Origin of the sequence: Acinetobacter sp. UBA2063 (assembly GCF_002333245.1) — a bacterium.
Classification (GTDB): domain Bacteria; phylum Pseudomonadota; class Gammaproteobacteria; order Pseudomonadales; family Moraxellaceae; genus Acinetobacter; species Acinetobacter parvus.
In genome coordinates, this window is record NZ_DDAH01000240.1 from 1 (window position 1) to 6533 (window position 6533).

Consider the following 6533-nt stretch of genomic DNA (forward strand, 5'->3'; position numbering starts at 1 on the left):
TGATATACAGTGGTGGCAGGGACAACCGCAATCTGATGGTCTAAACAGGTTTGGGTAAATACTGATTTATCATGTAATTGGGCAATCTGCTCCATGTGATCGCAGCCAGCCATAATCCGAATGCCCAAAGCCTCAAAACGGTGTTTCTGTTCCAGATAAATTCGTCCAAAACGCCCTGCAATAATTAGCTTTACCTTTAGGCGCTGTGCCTGTTGTAGCACCCACTCCACGCGCTCAGCAACGGCAGGCTCCTGTAACGCAATATCTGCAACAGATGTGATTTCAGGCCGCCAATCGGGATGGGAGGCCACCACATGAATAGGCAGATTAAAAGGTGTATGTTTTGCTGCCAAAATTAAATCTCGCTGACAGGAATGGGCCTGGGTAAACCAGATTCCAATAGAGTTTTCAACGATATTCATTTCTGTATTTGTTCCCATCACTTGTAAAGTTGCATTCATTCACATTCCACCATTTGTACAACCACTAAGCGTCCGCCATCTTGGCGTGACAATAAAATCTGCTTGCCATCGGTCAATTCAATTTTTCCACCTATCGGAATAATCTCTTTGCTTGCCACATCCATCAGTTCAGGTAAATTCTCATTAACCAGCCACCATTGCTGTTGATGGAAAATAAAATAACCCACCCGTTTGGTTTGCTCTACACTTAAACGTTCATTTGGCGCAATTAAGTTATTGGCATGCCATTGATAAATTGATTGGCCTGTCCAGACCATCAAACGATGATTATCAGGCCTAAAGTTACCCTCTCTGCGTGCCGAATATAGGTTTAATACAGGCAATTTCCCCTGAAATGCCGTGCCACAAAATGGGCATACAGGTTTGGTGCTGTTGTCAAATACATACCATTTTTGACCACAATCTGAATTTAGGCATGGCTGCATTAAATCAACCGTTTTCACCAACGCCGTTTCCCAGTCATTGGCAGATGGACGCTGCTGCGGTTGATGTAAACCTGTAACAAAACTCTGTAGAAAGAGTTTCTTTAAATACGGCCCTGTCACCGTAAATGGAATTTTTTCGGGATCTGCCCATGGCAAGGCACTCGGACGAACCTGCGCCACTTTAACCCGATTACTTGCATCCGTTGGGTGTTCAATAAATAATGCTTTTTCACCCATTGCCAGATTTTCATCTTTTTGTGGGTCATTGACATCGTGTACTTTGCCACCACGTAATGGATGGCGATAGAGCAAATACATATAAATCAGCACAGCCAAAGCATGACGATCCGTCATGATATTGGGCAAATGCCGTTGGGGATCATCTTTTTTAAGATGGTTGGTCATCACCACTTCAGGCGCAATAAAATCTGGTGTTCCCACCACATCAGGCGGATATTTGCCTGGCACAACCAAACCATCAACATCAATGACGCAAGCACGCCCCATGACAGGGTCAATCAAAATATTTTTATACGACAAATCGGAGTGGGCCAAACCAGCCGCATGCATACGGCGCACTGCACGCGCAATTAAAATACAAATCTTGAGATAGTTTAGCCATGTGCCTTTTTCCCGTTCATCCAGAAAGCGGTTCTGGTTATTGGCACTCGCAAACCATTTTCCCTCTTTTTCTTTCCCTTTAATCCCTAAAAAATCATTATTTTTAGAACCAAACTCAAAGAAAAATGGTTTTTGATAAGTAGGTGCTGTAATCCCTAGCAAACCATTGTATTCCACCAAACCATCAGGCCAGCAAAATACATTTTTCCAGTAATCACCACCCGCACCGTTAAAAATACCTTGCCATTTATTACCCACAATTTCTTTTAACCGATCTTTCTGCCGTTCCAGTTCAGCCTGAGACTGATAAAAATGGTTTTTTTCCTTGCTAAAAAAACACACCACATAAGATTTATCAGGAGAAAAATATACATCTTTCATCGCACCCGAACCAATCACTTCATCTACAAAAGCGATTGGACGGCCATCGAGCGTTTGACATTGAATGACTTTACTCATCTACCACCCCTACTGAGTCATCTGGTACAGTCATATTACTTATTTGATCATCTTGTAGCATTTGCCATAAAATCGCCAATGTTCGATCATCATGATGTCCTGCACTAAAGAATTTTGACCATTCCAGTAAAGCCTGTTCAGGTTTTTCCTGTTGTAAGTGTGGTTCAATTTCTTGCCAAAGTGCCTGCCATTTTTGTTGATTTTCCAGCCCTGCATCCGTTTCAAAACGCGGATCAGAAATCCCATCAGTCATGAGAATTACTGCCTGAGCGTCATCAAAATAGCCAATATGGACTCGCTGTTTAAAATCTCGCAGCAAACAACCATAATCTAAAAAGCGGGTTTGTCCTGCAAATTCCCCCCCATCAGGTTTACCCATTAACCGCACGCGGTCCTTACCATAAACTGCAATCGCTCCATCACCGACCCAAAAACTACTTATAAAGGTTTTATTGTCTTGTTGCCGTACCACTGCAAACAATAATGTTGTAGCAAACAATTTAGAAGCAACACCTTGTCGAGTGGCTTCATGTTCAATTTGTTCAATGGCTTCTGTTACGGCTGAATAAAACGCATCACTAAATTGATTGCCTAACTGATGCGCTGCATTTTTGGTTTCAGGATCATCATTGGCTCCGATTTGCCACTGTGCCAGCAATCGGTCAGATTCACCTGATTGTTTTTGCATGAAAGCTTTTAAATACTCGCCAACAGTATTCACAGCAACCCTCGACCCCTCACGGGAAAATTCGGCACTTCCTGCACCATCTGCCACAACCAATACCGACCAATTACTATCCGCGACCTGTGCAATAAAAAAGTCATCATCACGGAACGTTCCTGCATGTTCATGTGAACGTCCTCGCTGACTACACGCAGCAATATTAAAATCTGCCGCCTTAATCAATTGACAACGATTATTTGCTTTCCAATACATCGCATTTGGATCAGGCTCATTCACCTGCCATAAACTACGTGGGTCAGCCGTGACAATAAACGTGACTTCCCCTGACAACCATCCTGCCTGCTCATTTGCCGTTTTATATTGAAAAATGAGTTTAAATTCACCTGCCTGTGTGGGTATGCCTGAAAGTTGCTGTGTCACTGCATCAAAACAAATACCCAGATTTTCAGGAATCCTGACACTTTCATGATGAATCTGTACATCCTGTTTCACGGGATGTTGCATTTGAATGCTGGCTTGATAGTCCTGTCCCACTCTAGCGTTGGGAATCTGAAAGTGAGGCATTTTTTTCACCGTTTTTACCCCAGTTTGCAGGGATGTTGAGGCATTGTCTGGAATAGGGCTGGATTGTTTTTCAATGATTGGAGTCGTTACGGCCAACGGTAAATGTGTAGGCTCAACCGAATTAGATTCAGACAAATCTGTCATTTCGGATAATATGGATTGATTGTCATTATTTGGTGCTGTCAAAGGTTGTTTCTGTTCTGATTCAAGGTGCACAGATTCTGCTTGAACGGTATCAGGCTGTGGATAAAAGCCCAGAGATTCTACAGCATTTTTTGACAACCCATGCTTTTCACATGGGCTATTTTGCACAGACGCATAAATCGGCAAACGTCCCTGTTGCAATATCTGTTGTAACAAACATCCCTGAAAGTCTGGCAATTGTTCCAGTTGAACCCCCAACACATCATAAAGCTGTTCTGCCAAATCATGGTAGGCATTGTAAAGACGCTTATTTTGTAGACATTGCTGCCACCACTCCTGATCTTTCATCTGAGTCGATGGCTGGGTTGTATTGCTTAAAAGTTGTGCCAATGTATCAGCAAAAGCCTGTTGTAATTCTGGTGTTAATGGCTGAAGCATAAACAAAATTTCCTTTTACCTTTAAGACAGATGTCTTAGCCTCGACCACGCTGCACATCAAACCCATCCGAACCGCCATAGCCAAAACTCACCTGACGGCGGCACCACGGACAACTAACTTCTTCACTAAAACCGTCATAACACATTAATTGACCACAGCCACACATGGCAAATGCGGTTTCTGCCAAACAATGTGGGCACTCAGGCGTGCCTTCAAGCAAAGTGGTATTGATTTGCTGTTGGAGTTGGCTTTGATCTGACCAGGTAAAATAATCCTCATCAATTTTGCAGCACTCTTTCAGTTGGTAGTGATACAAATTAAGGTTAATATCTAAGTCTTTAGGGGCCTGATACTGAATTTCACGTTCAAATTTCATCAAATAAGGGCGATTCAACTTCCCACAACGACCAACAAAAGTTGCGCACAGCTCATCCAGCAAAGTTCGTGGCTGAACATCTTTAACCAGGCGCATATAGCGCTCATCCAAAGGCGGTAGATGTTGCTGCTGTTCTCCATCTCCCACACTCTTACTTTGCGCGACGACTGAGGCACTGATCCATTGGAAGAACTTTTGGAAATCCTTTTCATTCAACTCATCAAAGGCTATACAGTGTTCCGTCAGTTGCTTTAAAGTGTGATAATCGACATTTTTCCCCATTTCCAGTGCAATCAGTGTACAACGGCGAGCATACTTTTTTTGCCAGCGATAAATGGCATCCTTGCATTCATCGGTTGGTCGCCCATCTGTAAATAAATATACGACTGGCTTCCAGTCACCTTTGGTTTCCGTTGTCGTCTTGATCAAATGACGATCAAACTCATTCATTAAATGTTCCAATGCCTTACCTAGATGTGTACCACCACCTAAAGGTAATTTCACTGGATAATAAGCAAACACTTCCACCAAAGGCACAAGGGTTCGGACAATTCCTGCAAAGGCAATCACTGAGACATATACCGTTTCCAGCGCATAAGGGTCTTTGCGTAATTGCTGCATGATAAGCTGGATACCCTGCTGCATCTGCTCAATATTTTTCCCCACCATGGATTCAGAACAATCCAACACAAAAAAAACAGGTAAACGGCGCATCTAACTGAATATCCTTAATAATTTATACTGTTATCTATAAAACCAGTTGCACTTCAGGCGGTGGTGGTGGCAATGAAATCGAGCTTGAAATGCCTGCACTGCTGCTGCCTGCCACTACACTTGCCGATACCCATTTGAAGAATCCTGAAAATGACGCAGCATCCATGGTGTCCAATACCACAACCTTATCTGTCAGTTGCAATAAATGTTCAGTTTTGGCTTTGGGCCCTGCCGCACAGGCAACAATACTGGCAAAGTTTAATTGCTGAATCACAGGAACTGCTTGCTGATATGCATACACATCTGAGGGTGAGCCATCTGTCATGACAAATAATAAAGGTCTCCAGTCCCCTTTAATTTCATCGCTACTTTTTTGAATTTGATGGCTCACTTGTTCTGCCAACATCTCCAGAGCAGCGCCCATAAAGGTTGCCCCTGCACTTGGCACATCAATATTGTTCAATTGAACCTGATCGAGTGGGGTCAGTGGCAAATAGACCTTTGCCTCTAAATCAAAGGTAATAATACTTAAATGCACACTTTCCAGTGCATAAGGGTCTTGCCGTAATGCACTAAGCATTGACTGCAATCCAACATTCACGGAATGAATTGGCTCTCCTCGCATTGACCCCGAAGTATCCAATAAAATATAAACAGGCAAACGGCGCATTATTATTTTTCCTTATTTTCAGTATATTACTCGCTTTCTTTTTTTAACATAATTTTTTTGGTTCTACTATGCACCAGCCCTTAATTACTTAAAATAAATAGACAATTTTGTATGTTTAATAAGTATTTGCAACAGGCAGTTAGATAGAAACCACAAGCCAAATATTAAATTTAAGGGGACTCAAGCATCAGGACTTGAGTTGAATATTCTGTAACTCACCATCAAAGGTTTCAATTAAACTTTTAATGGTAGGTTCCTGCTGTAATAACTCAACAGCCCGATGAAACGCCTTTTCCTTACGCATGACCTGCATGGTAAAAGGTGTTATCGAATCAATATCTTGATATTGCACATTAAACTGCGTATTCGGCCACTGTGACTTAAGTGCATCTTCCAACGCCTGCCTTAATTGTGACAACATGCCCTCGTATTTCTGCGGAATATGAAACACAGATGAGCCATTAATATGCCCCTGCATGATGCCATGCTGTGCCAACTCCTGGACGGCTGGCGAAAGTTCACTATTTCTAAACCAGTATTCCCATTTATCCAGATTCCACTCACCCTCCAAAACCTGTTCACGAAGTTTAAGAATATCTTGAGGCATGAGATTAGCTTGGTCTGCCAAATGCATCGTTTCAACCTGTTGAACTACATCAACCACAGGCATGGCAAATTGGTTGTCAATTTGCTGTTCCGTAGCAATAAATGTTTCTTCAAACAATTCAGGTTCAGCCTTAACGTTTGGCTCAGGTGCTTGATTGATGATTTGTGTAACTTCAGTTTGTTCCTCTACGGGAAAAATCAATACCTCATCTGATTCTTTGAATTCACTGGAATGAGCATTTTGCTGATGGATAGCTGAATGATCCAACCCAATCAGTTGCCCATCCGCTGCATCAAAAACCATAACATTTTCATTCTGAATGATGCGTTCAGGTTCAGGTTCAGGTT

4 protein-coding genes and 2 pseudogenes are annotated in these 6533 nt (G+C 42.5%); all 6 read right to left on the bottom strand.

Annotated features, from left to right (window positions below; translation table 11 throughout):
* A pseudogene (locus tag B4H32_RS11465) lies at positions 1 to 461 on the bottom strand (carbamoylphosphate synthase large subunit); the annotation flags it as partial.
* Positions 458 to 1987 carry a helix-hairpin-helix domain-containing protein gene (locus B4H32_RS11470; protein ID WP_286803153.1) on the bottom strand — a complete coding sequence of 510 codons (1530 nt, stop codon included), beginning with the start codon at positions 1985 to 1987 and terminating at the stop codon, positions 458 to 460. The pseudogene B4H32_RS11465 and the gene B4H32_RS11470, both read right to left, overlap by 4 nt.
* Complete coding sequence (locus tag B4H32_RS11475; RefSeq protein ID WP_286803155.1) at positions 1980 to 3818, bottom strand: PP2C family serine/threonine-protein phosphatase; 1839 nt, start codon at positions 3816 to 3818, stop codon at positions 1980 to 1982. Before B4H32_RS11475 ends, B4H32_RS11470 begins: the two co-directional genes overlap by 8 nt.
* 35 nt (positions 3819 to 3853) lie before the next feature.
* Entirely contained in the window at positions 3854 to 4909 is a 1056-nt protein-coding gene (locus B4H32_RS11480) for a TerY-C metal binding domain-containing protein (RefSeq protein WP_286803157.1), read from the bottom strand.
* Between the two features lie 34 nt (positions 4910 to 4943).
* Positions 4944 to 5579, bottom strand: a complete 636-nt coding sequence (locus tag B4H32_RS11485; RefSeq protein WP_286803159.1) for a vWA domain-containing protein — start codon at positions 5577 to 5579, stop codon at positions 4944 to 4946.
* 187 nt (positions 5580 to 5766) lie between these two features.
* A pseudogene (locus B4H32_RS11490) lies at positions 5767 to 6533 on the bottom strand (DNA polymerase III subunit gamma/tau); the annotation flags it as partial.